This window comes from Buttiauxella sp. A111 (genome assembly GCF_014189855.1).
In the GTDB taxonomy this organism is placed as follows: Bacteria; Pseudomonadota; Gammaproteobacteria; order Enterobacterales; family Enterobacteriaceae; genus Buttiauxella; species Buttiauxella selenatireducens.
The window spans coordinates 592,375-610,264 of the sequence record NZ_BJFN01000002.1 but is presented as its reverse complement, the minus strand read 5'-3'; the positions used below and the strand labels follow the sequence as shown (position 1 = coordinate 610,264).

Here is a 17,890-nt window from a genome sequence, read left to right as displayed (position 1 = left end):
TGTAGCAGGAAGGAACAGCATGACAGATGTAACCGTAAAAGCGCTGGCCGCAGAGATTCAGACCTCCGTGGACCGCCTGGTACAGCAATTTGCTGATGCAGGGATCCCTAAGGCTGCTGATGATTCTGTCTCGGCCCAGGAAAAACAAACCTTACTGGCGCACCTGAACCGTGAACATGGTTCTGCGCCGGATAAGTTGACATTACAGCGCAAAACGCGCAGTACTTTAAACATTCCAGGTACCGGTGGGAAAAGTAAATCGGTACAAATCGAAGTCCGCAAGAAGCGCACCTTTGTGAAACGTGATCCGCAAGAGACTGAACGTCTTGCCGCGGAAGAACAGGCGCAGCGTGAAGCGGAAGAGCAAGCCCAACGTGAGGCGCAGGAAGCTGCCAATCGTCAGGCGCAAGAAAAAGCTAAACGTGAAGCTGAAGAGAAAGCTAAGCGTGAAGCCGCTGATAAAGCGAAACGTGAAGCTGCGGAAAAAGACAAAGTGAGCAATCAAGACGATATGACGAAAAGCGCCCAGGCCGACAAAGCCCGTCGCGAAGCTGAAGCTGCAGAGCTGAAGCGTAAAGCGGAAGAAGAAGCCCGTCGCAAATTAGAAGAAGACGCCCGTCGTGTAGCTGAAGAGGCCCGTAAAATGGCTGAAGCTAACGCAGGTGTGTGGACGGAAGAAGAGAAAGTGGAAGACGATAAATCAGATTACCATGTCACCACCTCTCAGCATGCGCGCCAGGCTGAAGACGAAAACGACCGCGAAGTAGAAGCTGGCCGTACTCGTGCTCGTACTGCTACAACTAAAGCACCGCGCCAGAAGAAAGGCGGAAAACACGGCGAGTCTAAAGCTGACCGTGAAGAAGCTCGTGCTGCGGTTCGTGGTGGTAAAGGCAAGCGTAAACCAAGTTCACTGCAACAAGGCTTCAACAAGCCTGCTCAGGCAGTTAACCGTGACGTCGTCATCGGCGAAACCGTTACTGTTGCAGAACTGGCAAACAAAATGGCTGTTAAAGGCTCTCAGGTCATCAAAGCGATGATGAAACTGGGTGCTATGGCGACCATTAACCAGGTCATCGACCAGGAAACCGCACAGCTGGTTGCCGAAGAGATGGGCCACAAAGTTATCCTGCGTCGTGAAAACGAGCTGGAAGAAGCGCTGATGAGCGATCGTGATACTGATGCAGTTGCAGAATCACGTGCGCCGGTTGTTACCATCATGGGTCACGTTGACCACGGTAAAACCTCTCTGCTTGACTATATTCGTTCTACTAAAGTTGCGTCCGGCGAAGCGGGTGGTATTACCCAGCACATCGGTGCATACCACGTAGAAACTGACAACGGTATGATCACCTTCCTGGATACCCCAGGCCACGCAGCGTTTACTTCTATGCGTGCTCGTGGTGCTCAGGCAACGGATATCGTTGTTCTGGTTGTTGCTGCTGACGATGGCGTGATGCCACAAACTATCGAAGCAATCCAGCACGCAAAAGCGGCGCAGGTGCCAGTAGTTGTAGCAGTGAACAAAATTGATAAGCCAGAAGCTGATCCAGACCGCGTTAAGCAAGAACTGTCTCAGTACGGCATCATGCCAGAAGAGTGGGGCGGCGAAAGCCAGTTCGTACACGTATCTGCTAAAGCGGGTACGGGTATTGACGAACTGCTGGACGCAATCCTGCTGCAAGCTGAAGTTCTTGAACTGAAAGCAATGCGTAAAGGCATGGCAAGCGGTGTGGTTATCGAATCCTTCCTGGATAAAGGTCGTGGTCCGGTAGCAACTGTTCTGGTTCGTGAAGGTTCTCTGAACAAAGGCGACATCGTTCTTTGTGGCTTCGAGTATGGCCGTGTTCGTGCAATGCGTGACGAAATGGGTCGTGAAGTTGCAGAAGCAGGTCCGTCTATTCCTGTTGAAATCCTGGGTCTGTCCGGTGTTCCGGCAGCGGGTGATGAAGTAACAGTTGTTCGTGATGAGAAGAAAGCTCGTGAAGTTGCTCTGTATCGTCAGGGTAAATTCCGCGAAGTTAAACTGGCTCGTCAGCAGAAATCTAAACTGGAAAACATGTTCGCCAACATGACCGAAGGCGAAGTGTCCGAAGTGAACATCGTGCTGAAAGCCGACGTTCAGGGTTCTGTTGAAGCGATCAGCGATTCCTTGCTGAAACTGTCTACTGATGAAGTTAAAGTTAAAATCATCGGTTCTGGCGTAGGCGGTATCACTGAGACTGACGCAACACTGGCTGCAGCATCTAACGCTATCCTTGTTGGCTTCAACGTCCGTGCTGATGCATCTGCACGTCGCGTCATTGAGTCAGAAAGCCTGGATCTGCGTTACTACTCCGTCATCTACCATCTGATCGACGAAGTGAAAGCAGCAATGAGCGGCATGCTGTCTCCGGAACTGAAACAACAGATCCTCGGCCTGGCCGAAGTTCGCGATGTGTTCAAATCGCCGAAATTTGGCGCCATCGCAGGTTGTATGGTTACCGAAGGTGTGGTCAAACGTCACAACCCAATCCGTGTACTGCGCGACAACGTGGTTATCTATGAAGGCGAGCTGGAATCCCTGCGCCGCTTCAAAGATGACGCTAACGAAGTTCGTAACGGTATGGAATGTGGTATCGGCGTGAAGAACTACAACGATGTACGTGTTGGTGATGTTATCGAAGTCTTCGAAATCATCGAAATCCAGCGTACTATCGCCTGATATCAGCCGAGTACATAGCTAATATCTTTAGGGGGCCGAGCGCCCCCTGATTTTATGGAGAATTTATTATGGCGAAAGAATTTGGTCGCCCACAGCGTGTTTCTCAGGAATTGCAGAAAGAAATCGCAATCATCCTGCAGCGCGAAATTAAAGACCCGCGTCTGGGCATGATGACCACCGTTTCTGGTGTCGAAGTGTCACGCGATCTGGCTTATGCCAAAGTATTTGTAACCTTCCTGAACGATAAAGACGAACAGGCTGTTAAAGAAGGCATCAAAGTTCTGCAAGATGCGTCTGGCTACATTCGTTCTTTGCTGGGCAAAGCAATGCGCTTGCGCATCGTGCCTGAATTGACTTTCTTCTACGATAACTCGTTAGTTGAAGGCATGCGCATGTCGAATCTGGTTTCAAACGTCATCAGAAACGATGATGAGCGCCGTGTAAACGATACGGATGACAGCAAGGAGGATTAATGAGTCGTCCTCGTCGTCGTGGTCGTGATATCCACGGAGTATTGTTGTTGGATAAACCTCAGGGGTTATCTTCTAACGATGCGTTGCAGAAGGTTAAGCGTATTTATAACGCTAACCGTGCCGGCCATACCGGAGCGCTTGACCCGCTTGCAACGGGAATGTTGCCGATTTGCCTCGGTGAAGCGACGAAATTCTCACGCTACTTGTTGGACTCCGATAAGCGTTACCGCGTTATTGCCCGCCTGGGGCAACGTACTGATACCTCTGATGCCGATGGCACCGTGGTTCAGGAACGTCCGGTCACCTTTACCGAGCAAGAACTGGCAACTGCGTTAGAAAGTTTTCGTGGCGAAACTCAGCAAGTCCCATCGATGTACTCCGCACTGAAATATCAAGGCAAACCGCTTTATGAATATGCGCGCCAGGGTATCGAAGTGCCGCGTGAAGCACGATCTATCACTGTCTACGAATTGTTGTTTATTCGCCATGAAGGGAATGAACTGGAACTGGAAATTCACTGCTCTAAAGGGACATATATTCGCACTATCACCGATGATTTAGGTGAGAAGCTCGGATGTGGGGCCCACGTGACTTTCCTGCGCCGTCTGGCGGTGAGTAAGTATCCTGTCGAACGCATGGTGACGCTTGAGCAACTGAATGCGTTGTTTGAGCAAGCACAAGAGCAAGGTATTGAGCCATCTGTGCTGTTAGATCCCCTGCTGATGCCAATGGATAGCCCTGCTTCGGATTTCCCAATCGTGAATTTGCAACCTGCTGTTGCGGGTTACTTCAAGAATGGGCAACCGGTGCAAGTATCTGGTAGCCCAGCAGAAGGGCTTGTCCGAGTCACCGAAGGTGATGAAGGCAAATTTATCGGTATGGCTGAAATTGATGATGATGGGCGTGTAGCGCCTCGTCGTCTGGTCGTAGAGTATCCCGTCTGACATTTGTAGTTGCCTTGCGATAACAGGTTGCTACAGGTAAAATGGCGCGGCTTAACATTCTCACCATTGTTTTACAGCGGTGGGAATGTGCACTGGAGTTGCTGAATTAGAGATCGGCACTCTCACTTTCTATCTATAATTTTGGAGTTGAAAATGTCTCTAAGCGTTGAAGCTAAAGCTAAAATCGTTTCTGAGTTTGGTCGTGGTACTAACGACAGCGGTTCTACCGAAGTTCAGGTTGCACTGCTGACTGCACAGATTAACCACCTGCAAGGTCACTTTGCAGAGCACAAAAAAGATCACCACAGCCGTCGTGGTCTGCTGCGTATGGTTTCTCAGCGTCGTAAACTGCTCGACTACCTGAAGCGTAAAGATGTAGCACGTTACACCAGCCTGATCGAGCGTCTGGGTCTGCGTCGCTAAGTCTTGCGAGTTTCAGAAAAAGGGGCCTTTTAAGGCCCCTTTTTTCAACCATATGGCAGCAATTCTATGGAAACTAATGTATTGTTGCAGGGTGTGATCTTTATTGCAGAGGTTCGCGCGGCTAATGAGAGGCTTTATCCGCAGGGGCGGGTCAGGGTTGTCATTAGTCGCGAGGATGCGATTTAGATCGGGTTAAACGTAGCGCGTGCAATCACCTGCTACCAAAGATTATTAAGGATATTATTTTGCTAAATCCGATTGTCCGTAAATTCCAGTACGGTCAGCATACGGTCACTATTGAGACCGGTATGATGGCTCGCCAGGCTACCGCAGCAGTAATGGTAAGCATGGATGACACTGCTGTATTCGTGACCGTTGTTGGTCAGAAAAAAGCGAAAGCAGGTCAAGACTTCTTCCCGCTGACTGTTAACTATCAGGAGCGTACTTACGCTGCTGGTCGTATCCCAGGCAGCTTCTTCCGTCGTGAAGGCCGTCCAAGTGAAGGCGAAACACTGATCGCGCGTCTGATTGACCGTCCAGTGCGTCCGCTGTTCCCGGAAGGTTTCGTTAACGAAGTACAGGTTATCGCAACTGTCGTTTCTGTGAACCCGCAAGTTCATCCAGACATCGTTGCAATGATCGGTGCTTCTGCAGCTCTGAGCCTGTCTGGTATTCCATTCAATGGCCCAATTGGTGCAGCACGTGTTGGTTATATCAATGACCAGTATGTTCTGAACCCGACTGCTGACGAACTGAAAACCAGCAAACTGGACCTGGTTGTTGCCGGTACCGAAGGTGCTGTGCTGATGGTTGAATCCGAAGCTGAACTGCTGAGCGAAGACCAGATGCTGGGTGCTGTAGTATTCGGCCACGAACAACAGCAGGTTGTTATCCAGAACATCAATTCCCTGGTTGCTGAAGCTGGCAAACCACGTTGGGATTGGCAGCCAGAAGCTGCTAACGAAGCGCTGAATGCGCGTGTTGCAGCACTTGCTGAATCTCGCTTGAGTGATGCTTACCGTATCACTGACAAGCAAGAGCGTTACGCACAAGTCGACATCATCAAGTCTGACGTTATCGCTGCTTTGTCAGCTGAAGACGAAACCATTGATGCTGGCGAAGTCAGCGACATTCTGCACGCTATCGAGAAAAACGTTGTTCGTAGCCGTATCCTGGCGGGTGAACTGCGTATCGATGGTCGCGAAAAAGACATGATCCGTGGTCTGGATGTGCGTACTGGCGTTCTGCCACGTACTCACGGTTCTGCACTGTTCACCCGTGGTGAAACTCAGGCGCTGGTTACAGCTACTCTGGGTACCGCTCGTGATGCACAGAATCTGGATGAGTTGATGGGCGAACGTACCGACAGCTTCCTGTTCCACTACAACTTCCCTCCGTACTCTGTAGGCGAAACCGGTATGGTTGGTTCACCTAAGCGTCGTGAGATTGGTCACGGTCGTCTGGCTAAGCGTGGCGTACTGGCTGTTATGCCAGATGCAGACCGCTTCCCATACACCGTACGTGTAGTGTCTGAAATCACTGAATCTAACGGTTCTTCTTCCATGGCTTCCGTATGTGGTGCTTCTCTGGCACTGATGGATGCTGGCGTGCCAATCAAAGCCGCTGTAGCCGGTATTGCGATGGGCCTGGTTAAAGAAGGCGAAAACTTTGTCGTTCTGTCTGACATTCTGGGTGATGAAGACCACCTGGGTGACATGGACTTTAAAGTTGCTGGTAGCCGTGAAGGTATCTCTGCACTGCAGATGGATATCAAAATTGAAGGTATCACCCGCGAAATCATGCAGGTGGCTCTGAACCAGGCTAAAGGTGCGCGTCTGCATATCCTTGGCGTGATGGAACAAGCTATCAATGCTCCGCGTGGCGACATCTCTGAGTTCGCTCCACGTATTCACACTATCAAAATCAACCCAGACAAGATCAAAGACGTGATCGGTAAGGGTGGTTCTGTGATTCGTGCGCTGACCGAAGAAACCGGTACGACTATCGAAATCGAAGATGACGGCACAGTGAAAATCGCTGCGACCGATGGCGACAAAGCGAAATTCGCAATTCGTCGTATCGAAGAGATCACTGCTGAAATCGAAGTTGGCCGTATCTACAACGGTAAAGTAACTCGTATCGTTGATTTCGGTGCATTCGTTGCGATTGGCGGCGGCAAAGAAGGTCTGGTACACATTTCTCAAATCGCTGACAAGCGCGTAGAGAAAGTGACTGACTACCTGCAAATGGGTCAAGAAGTTCCAGTTAAAGTACTGGAAGTTGATCGCCAGGGCCGTGTACGTCTGAGCATCAAAGAAGCAACAGAGCAGTCAACAGCCGAAAGCGCAGCACCAGCTGCACCAGAAGCTGAGTAAGCGATACCGATTAAACTCTCCATGGCGACATGGAGAGTTATTTATTACGGGGCAGGGAGTCTCGTTTTAGAGCCGGTGGACAGGACGTCATCCATTAGTTGTCTTCGGGAGTGGGAAATGAAGCCTTTTTTGCGCTGGTGTTTCGTTGCGACAGCTCTCACGCTTGCAGGATGCAGCAACTCTGCCTGGCGTAAAAGCGAAGTCCTGGCGGTACCATTGCAGCCGACTTTGCAGCAAGAAGTCATTCTTGCACGCATGGAACAGATACTTGCCAGCCGGGCTTTAACCGATGATGAACGCGCGCAGCTTTTATATGAGCGCGGAGTGTTGTATGATAGCCTCGGCTTGCGGGCTCTGGCGCGAAATGATTTTTCACAAGCGTTGGCAATCCGCCCCGATATGCCTGAAGTATTCAATTACTTAGGCATATATTTAACGCAGGCAGGCAATTTTGATGCTGCCTATGAAGCGTTTGATTCTGTACTTGAGCTTGATCCAACTTACAACTACGCGCATTTAAATCGCGGTATCGCCCTCTACTACGGTGGTCGTTATCGTTTAGCGCAAGATGATCTGCTGGCGTTTTATCAAGACGATCCCAACGATCCTTTCCGTAGTCTGTGGCTCTATCTTGCCGAAAGCAATTTAGATGCAAAGCAGGCTAAAGTGGCGTTACAACAGCGCCTCGATAAATCGGATAAAGAGCAATGGGGATGGAACATTGTCGAGTTCTACCTGGGGAACATTAACGAAGCTACGTTAATGGAACGCCTCAAGGCGGACGCAACGGATAACACCTCGCTCGCTGAGCATCTCAGTGAAACCAACTTCTATTTAGGTAAGTACTACCTAAGTCTGGGGGAAAAGGACAGCGCCACGGCACTGTTCAAGTTAGCGGTCGCTAACAACGTACACAACTACGTTGAGCATCGTTATGCATTGTTGGAATTAGCGCTCTTGGGCCAGGAGCAAGATGACCTGGCAGAATCGGACCAGCAATAGCTGACGAACATCGATCAGCCCATAAACTTTTTTATTAAAGTCATCACCTTAACGGGTGAGGGCGTTTTTGTTCGTTAATCAACCAAATTTGAGCCGGTTCACACTTTTCAATGAAAATTGCAGGTCAATTTCACGATGAGTTACGTAGACTGGCCGCCATCAACGAGGCACATGTACTACATGACTGATATCATCGAAACTACTACTATCGAAACTACTTTTACCGATCTGGGGCTGAACGCCTCCATCCTTAAAGCCCTGAACGATCTGGGTTATGAAAAACCATCTCCAATCCAGGCAGAATGTATTCCACAACTGCTGGCTGGCCGCGATGTGCTGGGTATGGCCCAGACGGGTAGCGGCAAAACTGCAGCGTTCTCTTTACCGTTGCTGCATAACCTTGATCCAGAGCTGAAAGCACCACAAATCCTGGTGCTGGCACCGACCCGCGAACTGGCGGTTCAGGTTGCTGAAGCCATGACGGATTTCTCTAAACATATGCACGGCGTAAACGTTGTGGCCCTTTACGGTGGCCAGCGTTATGACGTGCAACTGCGCGCCCTGCGTCAGGGACCACAAATTGTTGTTGGTACCCCAGGCCGCCTGCTTGACCACTTAAAACGCGGTACGCTGAACCTGTCCAACCTGAAAGGTCTGGTACTGGACGAAGCGGATGAAATGCTGCGTATGGGCTTCATCGAAGACGTTGAAACCATCATGGCTCAGATCCCAGAAGGTCATCAGACCGCTCTGTTCTCTGCAACTATGCCAGAAGCGATTCGTCGTATTACTCGTCGTTTCATGAAAGATCCACAGGAAGTTCGCATTCAATCTAGCGTAACGACTCGTCCGGACATCAGCCAGAGCTACTGGACTGTGCACGGTATGCGTAAGAACGAAGCCCTGGTTCGTTTCCTGGAATCTGAAGATTTTGATGCGGCGATCATTTTCGTACGTACCAAAAACGCAACTCTGGAAGTGGCTGAAGCACTGGAACAAAGCGGCTATAACAGCGCAGCATTGAACGGTGACATGAACCAGGCACTGCGTGAGCAGACTCTGGAGCGTCTGAAAGATGGTCGTCTGGACATCCTGATTGCAACCGACGTTGCGGCCCGTGGCCTTGATGTTGAGCGTATCAGTCTGGTTGTGAACTACGACATCCCAATGGACTCCGAATCTTACGTTCACCGTATCGGTCGTACCGGTCGTGCGGGTCGTGCTGGCCGTGCGCTGCTGTTCGTTGAGAACCGTGAGCGTCGTCTGCTGCGTAACATCGAACGCACCATGAAGCTGACTATTCCTGAAGTAGAGCTGCCAAACCGTGAACTGCTGAGCGAGCGTCGTCTGGCTAAGTTCGCAGCTAAGGTTCAGCAGCAACTGGAAAGCAGCGATCTGGATCTGTACCGTGGCCTGCTGGCAAAAATTCAGCCTACCGCTGAAGAAGAGCTGGATATGGAAACGCTGGCAGCAGCACTGCTGAAAATGGCTCAGGGCGAACGTCCTCTGATCCTGCCACCAGATGCGCCGATGCGTCCACGTCGTGAATTCCGTGAACGTGATGAGCGTTTCGAACGTTCAGATCGTGCTCCACGTGGCGACCGTGCACCACGCGGTGATCGTCCAGAGCGTTCAGATCGTCCACAGCGTGATGGCGATGCACCACGTCGCGAACGTCGTGATGTTGGCGATATGGAACTGTACCGCATTGAAGTTGGCCGTGATGATGGTGTTGAAGTTCGTCACATTGTTGGCGCTATCGCTAACGAAGGCGACATCAGCAGCCGTTACATCGGTAACATCAAGCTGTTTGGTACCCACTCCACCATCGAACTGCCAAAAGGCATGCCAGGTGAAGTTCTGCAGCACTTTACCCGTACTCGTATTCTGAACAAACCAATGAATATGCAGCTGATGGGTGATGCACAACCACGTACTGACCGTGGTGGCGAACGTCGTGGCGGTGGTGCTGGTCGTGGTTTCGGCGGTGGTGAGCGTCGTGAAGGCGGTCGCGGTCCACGTCGTGATGGTCCAGGTGCTGGTACTGGCGCACCACGTAGCTTCAGCGGCGAACGTCGTGAAGGCGGCCGTGGCCCACGTCGTGAAGATGGCTCAGCTCCGGCTCGTCGTCGTACGACTGAAGCATAATTGACAGAAGTTTATGCCTGCTGTTAATCAGCAGGCAGTGATAAAAATCCTGGTTAATGCAACCGGGATTTTTTTTATCCAAATTGTACTCATGTACTGGTACAATGTTGCGCAGTAAACCTGTCGCTTCGACAGCTGTTCATTGTTTCAGGAATTCGTATGGCAACCTTATCGACCACTCAGGCATCGCCCTCTATATTCGACGGGGTCATGATTATTGGCGGCACAATTATTGGTGCAGGGATGTTTTCCCTGCCGGTGGTGATGTCCGGTGCGTGGTTTTTCTGGTCTTTAGCAGCATTGCTTGTGACCTGGTTTTGCATGCTGCACTCGGGTTTGATGATTCTGGAAGCCAACCTAAATTACCGCGTGGGCTCAAGCTTTGACACCGTGACCAAAGATCTGCTGGGTAAAGGCTGGAATCTGATTAACGGCCTTTCCATCGCCTTTGTCCTGTATATCCTGACTTACGCCTACATCTCGGCAAGCGGCTCAGTGATTCATCACACTTTGGGCAAAATGTCTGTCGATTTTCCCGCGCGATTTGCCGGTCTGATTTTTGCTCTCGTGGTGGCCTTTATCGTTTGGCTCAGCACGCGCGCAGTTAGTCGTATGACGACGATAGTGCTCGGTGCAAAAATCCTGACTTTTTTTATGACGTTCGGAGGGTTGATGTGGCATGTCGAACCCGCAACGTTGCTGGATAGCAAAGCGATAAATCCAAGCTATCTACCGTACCTATTTATGACGCTACCATTTTGCCTTGCCTCGTTTGGTTATCATGGCAACGTACCGAGTCTGATGAAGTATTACGGCAAAGATCCTCAGACCATCAAACGCTGCCTTATCTGGGGAACGCTGATGGCGCTGGGGCTGTACGTCATTTGGTTGATTGGCAGCATGGGGAATATTCCACGCAGCGACTTTATCGCCATTGCGGATAAAGGCGGAAATATTGATGTGCTGGTCGGTGCCTTGAGTGGCGTGTTAAACAGTCGCGCGTTGGATTTGCTGCTGATCGTTTTCTCCAACTTTGCCGTTGCCAGCTCATTCCTTGGCGTGACGCTAGGTTTATTCGATTATCTCGCTGACTTATTTAAGTTCGACGATTCACCGCTTGGGCGCCTGAAAACGGCATTAGTGACATTTATTCCGCCAATGTTGGGGGGCGTTATCTGGCCTGACGGTTTTATTTATGCGATAGGTTTCGCGGGTTTGGCCGCAACTATCTGGGCGGCAATCGTTCCTGCACTTCTGGCAAAAGCCTCACGTAAGAAGTTCGGCAGCCCGATTTATCGTGTGTGGGGTGGGAATAAAATGATTGTACTGATACTGATCTTTGGTGTGACGAATGCTGTGATTCATATCTTTTCGAGCTTCGATCTGTTACCGGTCTATCATTAAATTTTTCGCCCCTCAATCGAGGGGCGAAATCATCAACCCATTAAACTCTCATAAACATCCATTGCTAAATCAAACGAATGCAGTCGGGCTTCTGTATCAAAGATCTGGCCGTTAACCATAATTTCATCGGCCTTAGTTTCTCGCAGCAATGAAATCAACCCGTGACGAACTTTCGCTTTGTCACCGACCAGCGACATGCTGAGCGCCTGCTGCACGCCATACTGTTCCGCCGGGCTCCAGAAGCTATCCATATTTTCAATCGGCGGAGGCAACTGGCCCGTTTCCCCACGGCGTAATTTCACGAAGGCTTGCTGCATCGAGGTAAACAAAAACTCGGCGTCGCGGTTGCTGTCGGCCGCGATAATATTAATGCAAACCATCGCATACGGCTTTTCAAGGCGCGCAGAGGGTTTAAATTGGGCGCGGTAAAGTTGAAGTGCCTGGAACAACATATCTGGCGCAAAGTGAGAAGCAAAGGCAAACGGAAGCCCAAGTTGTGCCGCCAACTGTGCGCTGTAAAGGCTTGAGCCTAACAACCAGACAGGGATTCTGGTGTTGTAACCTGGAACCGGACGAACGGCTGGATTCGGATCGGTGGCATCAAACCAGGACACCAGTTCATTCACATCGCGCGGGAAGTTGTCGATATCTCCGCTCATATGGCGTCGTAGCGCCATCATCGTGCGTTGGTCACTTCCCGGTGCGCGGCCTAATCCCAAATCAATACGCCCAGGATAAAGCGTTTCCAGGGTGCCAAACTGTTCAGCAATGACTAAAGGTGAATGGTTCGGCAGCATCACGCCGCCAGACCCCAGACGTAAAGTTTCGGTATTTGCCGCCAGATAGCCAATCAGCACTGACGTAGCTGCGCTGGCAATCCCGGTCATGTTGTGGTGTTCAGCCAGCCAGTAGCGGTGATATCCACGCTTTTCAGCAAGACGAGCTAAATCCAGCGAGCGATGAAACGCGTCGCGAGGCTGAGAGCCTTGTGGGATAGGGGCTAAATCGAGTAAAGAGAACGGAACTTGGGCAGATTCAGACATAACGGCTCACTTTGTTAGACGAAGTGGGTAACTTCGTTTGCTGATAATTAGGCTCAGTATTGCCGAAAATCATCAACAATTAAGTAACAAAGTGAGCCTTTTATCAGCTCTGAGTGACTAACTCTAAACCAGCGACGCGACGCCAGTAGCCATTACAATCGCTCTGCGCGGCCAGTGACAAAGGTGCGCTGCCATTTTCATTTTTACGAAATGCTTCCAGAACGCGCAATGTTTCCATACCCATCGGGGATAAACGCACCATATCGACCAAACCTTTCATTGATGTCAGTTCGTTCCCGAGGTTGTAAACATAACCGCTCATGGTCTGAATGCCGTTAAGCACAAACACTTGCTGATTTTCCTGGGAAAGCATGTTGCGTCCGACAGGATATTTAATGCAGCAGGTTTCGCATTCATCTTTTGGCTTGTCTTCTGAACGCGCGGTAAAGCAACGAGCGGAATAGGCCAGTGGTAAATGACCGTAGCTGAGAACTTCCACTTCAAACTTGTTGCGGATACCCAACTCGTCGCACTGAATAAGCATGTTTGCCAGCCAGTCTCGCGACAACTCAACCGGCATACACCAGCGAACCATGCCTTGCTTGAGCAACAAGCGCAGAGTCACCGCGTTGTAGCAGTTAAGCGCATGCCCTGCGACAAACGGAAGCTTGCGTTCTGCCGCCATGTTCACCGCGCCCAGATCATTGGCTTCAATTAAGAATTCACCGTTCTCGACGTAGCGTTTTAGTTCGTTCAACTCAGACGGTGCCTGAACCAGAGCTAAAGTGGAAAGCACCACTTGCTTACCCTGGTCGGCCAGGCTTTTCGCCATGTCCAGCCAGTCACCGGTTTTGGTGGCACGACGTTTGCTGCAAACAGACTCGCCAAGATAAATAGTTTCAGCGCTACTTTTAACGGCAGACTGGTAAAATTTTTCCAGCGTCTCTTTTGGCCAATAATACAGCACCGGCCCTAACGAATATTTCATGGGATTTCCTACTGCCATTTACGGTGATAGGCACCGAGAGTGGTTTGCGTGCCTTCGGCCATCGCCCCTAATGCTTCCATCCATGCCGGCTGTGCACGGTAATTTTCCGGACTGGCCATGCAAAGGTCGATTGCCTGCCGCCACACTTTGGCGACCTGGCTGACATACGCCGGGCTACGCTGACGGCCTTCAATTTTCACCGAGGCAATATTGGCGGCTAATAATTCAGGTAGCAGCTCAAGCGTATTCAGACTGGTTGGCTCTTCTAGCGCGTGATATTTCTGGTCATCGACAAGATAGCGCCCTTTGCAAAGCGTCGGATAACCGGCATTTTCGCCGTCCTGATAGCGGTCAATCAGTACATCATTAAGACGTGACTCCAGACCTTGTGGGGTTTGCTGCCAACGAACAAAGCGAGCGGGTGAGCATGCGCCCACGGTGTTCGGTGATTCACCGGTCAGGTAAGAAGAGAGATAACAACGGCCTTCAGCCATGATGCACAGGCTGCCGAAAGCGAAAACCTCCAGCGGAACCGGGGTCACTCGGGCTAACTGTTTTACCTGATGAATGGATAGCACGCGCGGCAGAACGACACGAGCCACATCGAAATGGCGATGATAAAAACGAATCGCTTCTTCATTGGTGGCGGAAGCTTGCACCGAGACATGGCGCTCAATATGTGGATAGCGTTCAGCTGCGTACTCAAGCATAGCGAGATCAGCCAAAATGAGGGCGTCGGCTCCGAGTTGCGCTGCCATATCCACTGCTCGTTGCCAGCGCACATAGCCGTCAGGGTGCGCGAACGTATTGATAGCGATATGCAGTTTACGGCGATGTTGATGCACGTAACTCACCGCTTCTTGCAGCTTCTTCTCCGTGAAATTCAGTCCAGCAAAATGGCGGGCGTTGGTATCATCTTTCAGACCAATGTAAACCGCGTCGGCACCATTATCGATGGCCGCTTTCAACGCCGGTAAGTTTCCGGCTGGGCAAAGCAACTCCATAATTTATCCTGAATCATCGGGAAACCTCAGAGGTAACCCATGCCGCCCATGTTAGGGGCAGCAAAATTGTTAACGAACTGGGATTTTAGTTAACCCGACCACGACAAATTTTGATTTAAGGCAGCTAATGGCGTATTGATGACTTATTGATAAGGTTGATAAGTGGTATCTATAACCCGCGCAATTGTTGATTTGCACCGCTACAGAGAATGGTTGGTGTGGCAAAATAGCGGTTAAATTTCTCAAGGAGTAAAGCTCGTGCTGGATAAATTGCGCTCACGCCTGGTCCATCGTGGCCCGTCACTGTTAAGAACACCGGTTAAATTGACGCCCTTTGCTCTAAAGCGGCAGGTGCTTGAGCAGGTGCTTGGCTGGCAGTTTCGTCAGGCGATGGAAGAGGGTGAACTCGAATTTCTTGAGGGACGCTGGTTGAGTATTGAAGTGCGCGACCTCGGTCTGAAGTGGTTTACTTCGGTACAAGATAATAAACTGGTAGTGCGTGAAGATGCCCCAGCAGATGTCAGCTTCAGTGCAACCGCCAACGATCTGCTGATGATCGCCGCACGTAAGCAAGATCCAGATACCTTGTTTTTCCAGCGTCGTCTGGTCATTGAAGGTGACACAGAACTTGGGCTGTATGTTAAAAATCTAATGGATGCCATTGAGCTGGATGCAATGCCTAAACCATTACGCATGCTGCTGCTGCAACTGGCTGATTTTGTCGAAGCAGGGATGAAACATCAACCTGCTCCAGAAAGTAACTCGGTAGGTGAGCCATGTTAATTCGTGTAGAAATACCCATTGATGCTCCTGGCATCGATGCCTTACTTCGCCGTTCCTTTAACGGGAATGGTGAAGCTGATTTGGTTAAGGCTTTACGAGAAGACGGGCTGCTAACGCTTGGCGTTGTTGCCACCGACGACGAAGGTCAGGTGGTCGGTTATGTTGCCTTTAGCCCCGTTGCGGTAGAGGGTGAAGAACTCCAGTGGGTTGGCCTGGCGCCACTCGCGGTAGACGAAGCTTATCGCGGCCAGGGTTTGGCAAAAAAACTGGTATACGAAGGGCTGGATTCACTCAACGAATTTGGCTATGCAGCGGTGGTCACTTTAGGTGAACCGGCGATGTACGAGCGTTTCGGTTTTGTTCCCGCCGCGCAGTATGGTTTGCGTTGCGCCTGGCCCGATACCGAAGCTTACTTCCTGATTCATCCGCTGGCTGATGATGCGCTTAATGGCGTTTCGGGTTTAGTTGAATATCACGATCATTTCAATCGCGAATTCTGATCCCCTATGTCTTTTGAAGGTCTGCCAACAGATCTTCAAAAGACAATTTCCCTGCCACTAACATCTCTTTCTGCGCTTTAGTCAGCTGTTTTATACGGTATTCCAGGCGCAAAGCTGATGAGCGATCGCCCACCAGATGACTAAACGCCAATTTCAGTTCACCTTTTCCGCGTAGCGCTTTCGCCCCTTTTCCAGACTGGTGTTGACCAAAACGACGCACGACATCGGTAGTGATGCCGGTATACAAACGGTTATCGAGGGTGCGGACTAAATAGAGATACCAGGGAGACATAAGTCAGGCGCATAATTAACGTTTTCCGCAGAATATCACTCTTCAGGTTGCACATGGAAACTCTCGATGCCATCGGTCGTTGGCTGAACAAACAGCATGTACTGACCTACTGCGTAGGCAGCAATGGCGATTTATGGTGCGCCAACGCGTTTTATTTATTCGATGAACAACGTATCGCTTTTTATCTGTTGAGCGAAACTCACACCCGGCACGGCGAGCTGATTGGCAAACAGGCCAATGTCGCCGGAACCGTCAACGGGCAGCCGAAAACTGTCGCATTAATTCGTGGCGTGCAGTTTCGTGGCGAAATCACGTTGATTGACGACGAAACGGAAGCCGCAACGCTGCGTAGTCGTTACTGCAAACGCTTCCCGGTGGCGAGAGTGATGAAAGCTCCTGTATGGGAAATTCGCCTTGATGAGATAAAAATGACCGATAACACGCTCGGTTTTGGGAAAAAACTCCATTGGCTGCGAGATGAAACTAAGCTTGGTGAATAAGCGACAGGAGATCTTATGAGCCAGGTTTTACTCACAGGGGCTACGGGCCTCATCGGTGGACATCTGTTACGCATGTTGATCGGGGAGCCGCAAGTCAACCACATCGTCGCGGCAACACGTCGTCCCTTGCCTGCGATGAACAAAGTCACCAATCTATACGATCCCCAGTTGAGCGATGTGCTCACCCAATTAACCGAGCCGCTTGATACGGTTTTCTGCTGCCTCGGCACCACCATGAAAGAAGCCGGCAGCAAAGAGGCTTTTGTATTAGCGGATTACACGCTGGTGGTGGATACCGCGATAACTGGCTTGCGTCTGGGCGCAAAACATATGCTGGTGGTCAGCGCTATCGGTGCGAACAGTAAATCGCCGTTTTTCTACAACCGGGTGAAAGGGGAAATGGAAGAGGCGCTTATCGCACAAGAGTGGCCGCACCTGACCATTGCCCGCCCGTCTATGCTGCTTGGGCATCGTGAATCACAGCGTTTTAATGAATCGCTGTTTGCACCGCTGTTTAAACTCATGCCGGGAAAATGGAAGTCTATTGAGGCAAGGGATGTGGCGAAAGCCATGCTACATGAAGCGATTTCCCCTTCACACGAAGCCGTGAGTATCCTCGACTCGCGCGAGCTGCGGGAAATTGCCGCACGGGCTTAAATGTGGGTGATAAAAAAAGCCCTTTCGGGCTTTATCGCAAATGATGAACAACCTGGTTACTGCTGCCGCGCCAGATGAGTGACGGGTCTTTCAAATCCTGCACGAATTTGCCGTCGATAAGCACGTTAATCAAATCCACCACATCGCGCTGATCTGCAGTTAACTCATCAAGCTTATAACCGGTCCACATCCAGATATCTTTACCGGGGCATTCTTCACGTACCCGCTTCACGAGTTTCAGGACGTCCGCAATATTTTGTGGATGAAGCGGATCGCCACCCGAAAGTGATAATCCCTGGCGGCGAATGCGGGTGTCGTTAAGATCGGCAATAATCCTGTCTTCCATTTCCTGCGTGAAAGCCATACCTGAATTCACCCGCCAGGTGCTTTTGTTGTAGCACCCAGGGCATTCATGCACGCAGCCTGAAACGAACAGGGTGCAGCGGGTTCCTGGTCCGTTGACGATGTCGACGGGGTAGTATTGATGATAATTCATTTCTGGTTCTCTAATGAGTACGCTGGTGCCCTCACCCCGGCCCTCTCCCACGGGGAAAGGGGGAAAAAGTACCGCCCAGAAGGAGAGGGGAAAACAGTGCCGGGCAATCCCTCTCCCAGAGAGCGAGGTGAAAACAGTGCCGGGCAATCCCTCTTCC

General features: G+C 50.7%; 18 protein-coding genes. 13 read left to right on the top strand and 5 right to left on the bottom strand.

Going from position 1 to position 17,890, the window contains the following annotated elements; genetic code table 11:
• Positions 1 to 19 precede the first annotated feature (19 nt).
• The 9 genes from infB to mtr all read left to right on the top strand — a co-directional run bounded on the left by infB (position 20) and on the right by mtr (position 11,470).
• A complete protein-coding gene (gene infB, locus BSPA111_RS08820) occupies positions 20 to 2,701 on the top strand; it encodes a translation initiation factor IF-2 (RefSeq protein WP_183270783.1) in 2,682 nt (893 codons plus the stop codon).
• Between the two features lie 68 nt (positions 2,702 to 2,769).
• Complete coding sequence (rbfA, locus tag BSPA111_RS08815) at positions 2,770 to 3,174, top strand: 30S ribosome-binding factor RbfA (protein WP_034459684.1); 405 nt, start codon at positions 2,770 to 2,772, stop codon at positions 3,172 to 3,174.
• Entirely contained in the window at positions 3,174 to 4,118 is a 945-nt protein-coding gene (gene truB / locus BSPA111_RS08810; protein WP_183270782.1) for a tRNA pseudouridine(55) synthase TruB, read from the top strand. The genes rbfA and truB overlap by 1 nt, the downstream gene beginning before the upstream one ends.
• Before the next feature lie 153 nt (positions 4,119 to 4,271).
• Positions 4,272 to 4,541, top strand: coding sequence for a 30S ribosomal protein S15 (gene rpsO, locus BSPA111_RS08805; RefSeq protein WP_002434239.1), 270 nt, complete (start codon positions 4,272 to 4,274; stop codon positions 4,539 to 4,541).
• A gap of 245 nt (positions 4,542 to 4,786) precedes the next feature.
• Entirely contained in the window at positions 4,787 to 6,916 is a 2,130-nt protein-coding gene (pnp, locus tag BSPA111_RS08800; protein WP_183270781.1) for a polyribonucleotide nucleotidyltransferase, read from the top strand.
• 117 nt (positions 6,917 to 7,033) lie between these two features.
• Positions 7,034 to 7,918 carry a lipoprotein NlpI gene (nlpI, locus tag BSPA111_RS08795; protein ID WP_183270780.1) on the top strand — a complete coding sequence of 295 codons (885 nt, stop codon included), beginning with the start codon at positions 7,034 to 7,036 and terminating at the stop codon, positions 7,916 to 7,918.
• A gap of 110 nt (positions 7,919 to 8,028) precedes the next feature.
• Positions 8,029 to 8,106: a protein YrbN gene (gene yrbN, locus BSPA111_RS08790; protein ID WP_183270882.1), complete on the top strand. Its 78-nt coding sequence runs from the start codon at positions 8,029 to 8,031 to the stop codon at positions 8,104 to 8,106.
• Positions 8,099 to 10,066 carry a DEAD/DEAH family ATP-dependent RNA helicase gene (locus BSPA111_RS08785; RefSeq protein WP_183270779.1) on the top strand — a complete coding sequence of 656 codons (1,968 nt, stop codon included), beginning with the start codon at positions 8,099 to 8,101 and terminating at the stop codon, positions 10,064 to 10,066. Before yrbN ends, BSPA111_RS08785 begins: the two co-directional genes overlap by 8 nt.
• 159 nt (positions 10,067 to 10,225) lie before the next feature.
• Positions 10,226 to 11,470 (top strand): tryptophan permease, encoded by a 1,245-nt coding sequence (gene mtr / locus BSPA111_RS08780; RefSeq protein ID WP_183270778.1) that lies wholly within the window; start codon positions 10,226 to 10,228, stop codon positions 11,468 to 11,470.
• Positions 11,471 to 11,502: 32 nt separating this feature from the next.
• On the opposite strand, the gene BSPA111_RS08775 is transcribed toward mtr, so the two are convergent.
• From BSPA111_RS08775 to BSPA111_RS08765, 3 genes are all read right to left on the bottom strand, one after another.
• Positions 11,503 to 12,513 carry a luciferase-like monooxygenase gene (locus BSPA111_RS08775; RefSeq protein WP_183270777.1) on the bottom strand — a complete coding sequence of 337 codons (1,011 nt, stop codon included), beginning with the start codon at positions 12,511 to 12,513 and terminating at the stop codon, positions 11,503 to 11,505.
• Between the two features lie 103 nt (positions 12,514 to 12,616).
• Positions 12,617 to 13,519 carry a U32 family peptidase gene (locus tag BSPA111_RS08770; RefSeq protein ID WP_183270776.1) on the bottom strand — a complete coding sequence of 301 codons (903 nt, stop codon included), beginning with the start codon at positions 13,517 to 13,519 and terminating at the stop codon, positions 12,617 to 12,619.
• A complete protein-coding gene (locus BSPA111_RS08765) occupies positions 13,510 to 14,505 on the bottom strand; it encodes a peptidase U32 family protein (RefSeq protein WP_183270775.1) in 996 nt (331 codons plus the stop codon). Before BSPA111_RS08765 ends, BSPA111_RS08770 begins: the two co-directional genes overlap by 10 nt.
• A gap of 258 nt (positions 14,506 to 14,763) precedes the next feature.
• Between BSPA111_RS08765 and BSPA111_RS08760 the strand changes: the two genes are divergently transcribed.
• Together BSPA111_RS08760 and BSPA111_RS08755 are read left to right on the top strand one after the other, a co-directional pair.
• Positions 14,764 to 15,288: an SCP2 domain-containing protein gene (locus BSPA111_RS08760; RefSeq protein WP_183270774.1), complete on the top strand. Its 525-nt coding sequence runs from the start codon at positions 14,764 to 14,766 to the stop codon at positions 15,286 to 15,288.
• Positions 15,282 to 15,788, top strand: coding sequence for a GNAT family N-acetyltransferase (locus tag BSPA111_RS08755; RefSeq protein ID WP_183270773.1), 507 nt, complete (start codon positions 15,282 to 15,284; stop codon positions 15,786 to 15,788). The genes BSPA111_RS08760 and BSPA111_RS08755 overlap by 7 nt, the downstream gene beginning before the upstream one ends.
• Before the next feature lie 4 nt (positions 15,789 to 15,792).
• Here BSPA111_RS08755 and BSPA111_RS08750 read toward each other — a convergent pair whose 3' ends face one another.
• Positions 15,793 to 16,080, bottom strand: coding sequence for a GIY-YIG nuclease family protein (locus BSPA111_RS08750; protein WP_183270772.1), 288 nt, complete (start codon positions 16,078 to 16,080; stop codon positions 15,793 to 15,795).
• Between the two features lie 53 nt (positions 16,081 to 16,133).
• On the opposite strand from BSPA111_RS08750, the gene BSPA111_RS08745 reads away from it, so the two are divergent.
• Positions 16,134 to 16,580: a YhbP family protein gene (locus tag BSPA111_RS08745; protein WP_183270771.1), complete on the top strand. Its 447-nt coding sequence runs from the start codon at positions 16,134 to 16,136 to the stop codon at positions 16,578 to 16,580.
• 15 nt (positions 16,581 to 16,595) lie between these two features.
• The gene (locus tag BSPA111_RS08740; protein ID WP_183270770.1) at positions 16,596 to 17,237 is read left to right on the top strand and encodes an NAD(P)H-binding protein; all 642 of its coding nucleotides are present in this window, start codon (positions 16,596 to 16,598) and stop codon (positions 17,235 to 17,237) included.
• Positions 17,238 to 17,268: 31 nt separating this feature from the next.
• On the opposite strand, the gene nrdG is transcribed toward BSPA111_RS08740, so the two are convergent.
• Positions 17,269 to 17,733 (bottom strand): anaerobic ribonucleoside-triphosphate reductase-activating protein, encoded by a 465-nt coding sequence (gene nrdG, locus BSPA111_RS08735; RefSeq protein ID WP_183270769.1) that lies wholly within the window; start codon positions 17,731 to 17,733, stop codon positions 17,269 to 17,271.
• Positions 17,734 to 17,890: the final 157 nt, after the last annotated feature.